General features: G+C 44.9%; 1 rRNA gene. It reads right to left on the bottom strand.

Annotation, left to right across the window (positions count from 1 at the left end):
• Positions 1-76: ribosomal RNA gene (rrf, locus tag EO122_RS08150) — 5S ribosomal RNA — on the bottom strand; the annotation flags it as partial.
• Between the last annotated feature and the right edge of the window lie 298 nt (positions 77-374).

Genomic DNA, 374 nt, shown 5'->3' with positions numbered 1-374 from the left:
TACTTTCGGCGTTTACGAGCTTAACTACTGTGTTCGGGATGGGAACAGGTGGTTCCTCGTAGCCATCGTCACTGAATCTGTCAGGGTGTTCCCTGAAAACTACATAGAAGAATAATAATTAACTTACAAGTATTAGTATTTACATACCAGTCATATCGCTCTATAACATTTCTGTTTTCCGCTCGTCTGCTGTGGATTTTCTTTGCTCCCTTCGGTCGCAGAAAATCTTACGCGCGAGCTAGCGATTCAGTCAGTTTTGTGCGTCGCTTCGCTCCTACAAAACTGCTTCTCTGCTAAAGTAAAGCCCTCGATCTATTAGTACCAGTCAGCTCCATGCCTTACAGCACTTCCACACCTGGCCTATCAACCATGTC

It is taken from the genome of Veillonella sp. CHU110 (genome assembly GCF_003992255.1).
In the GTDB taxonomy this organism is placed as follows: Bacteria; Bacillota; Negativicutes; order Veillonellales; family Veillonellaceae; genus F0422.
The sequence above is the reverse complement of the archived record's forward strand: the minus strand, read 5'-3'. Positions and strand labels throughout refer to the sequence as shown.